The following is a 1,234-nucleotide window of genomic DNA, read 5'->3' on the forward strand; positions in this document are numbered from 1 at the left end:
CTATCAGCGTATTCGGCATGCGCCATGTCCCGAAACCATTCTGCCGCACCGGTAAGCAATTCACTAGGCAATGCCTTCCCTACTTGACGTGGAATAAACTGCACTTCGCGCTTGTTATTACGCTCTGACCCCACAACGGCATTGACCAATGGGGCAATACGATTAAAGGTCATAACGGGGCGGCGTTGCTTTTTTAACGCCGATAAATCTTCTTCATTCCATTGATCACCATTGTAAAAACCAAAATCCTCCCGCGCATGTTCACGCCATTTGTTCACATGCTCCACATCTTCTTTGTACCAGCTCACAAGCTTGCAAAATAAGCCTTCTGTCGACAAATCTGATACGTTGCTGTCTTTCTCTAAATGTTCATCATCATGCATCATTCTGCCATCCATGAGGTACTCTCATATTCCGTTCTGCCGCTATAAGCTGGTCGCTTTTGTATTTCTTTTGGTGGTTTGTATGAAATACACATCAGTCCAAAGGCATCTGCCCCATGACTGGACCAATCGTGCTCTGCTCCCAAGCCAATATTGCGCTTCTCATCCCATTTCTCGTGATACCAGTTCAGTGCCTTGCGCCCTGCTACCGTCGTCTTCTCATTAAACCAAACAGAAGGCAAAACACGGCGGACTGTTTCTATACGTATTTTAACAGCCCCTGCTCCCTGATTAGGGATAACTTTTGTTTGAAAGCCTGCCTGTTTAAGAGCACTCTCAAAACTCACATTGTGCACACGGTCTCTGGTTGCCCCATCATGGGGCAAAACCATCAATGCCTTCTCATAACCATTTTGACGCAACCAACCGATATGTTCCGATAAAGGCTGTCCCTGTGCTTCGTAATAATTAAGCACTCTAATTTCTCGCCCCACAAACTGTGCTATCCATATCGCTGTTGCATCTGCCTTAGCACCCGTGCCCCCAATATCCCAAAAGGCGCGTATTTGCATCAAGGGGTCACGAGCAACACGCCCTATCCGCCCCTCTTGCTCGGCTGCCAACATTTCCTTTTGATAATAAGCGCCTTGAACCGCTGTAAGATAAGCCCCTTCCCAGATATGCTTATAGGTCTCTGGACGGTTTCTAAGGTCATCAAGCCGCGCTTCATTCAAGATCTTGGGAAACTTCGGATTGTCTGACCAGTTTATCTCCACACGCTTAATTGCCTCATTGTCTGAAAAGCGAAACCGCTTCTCAACGGGGGCATTCTCTCGCAACGGGTTCCATGT

At 47.4% G+C, this 1,234-nt stretch carries 2 pseudogenes; both read right to left on the reverse strand.

Annotated features, from left to right (window positions below):
* A pseudogene (locus tag ACFIKE_RS10825) lies at window positions 1–398 on the reverse strand (phage portal protein); the annotation flags it as partial.
* Window positions 383–1,234: pseudogene (locus ACFIKE_RS10830) on the reverse strand (PBSX family phage terminase large subunit); the annotation flags it as partial. The pseudogenes ACFIKE_RS10825 and ACFIKE_RS10830, both read right to left, overlap by 16 nt.

Source organism: Bartonella sp. MU70NMGDW, assembly GCF_042194085.1.
Classification (GTDB): domain Bacteria; phylum Pseudomonadota; class Alphaproteobacteria; order Rhizobiales; family Rhizobiaceae; genus Bartonella; species Bartonella grahamii.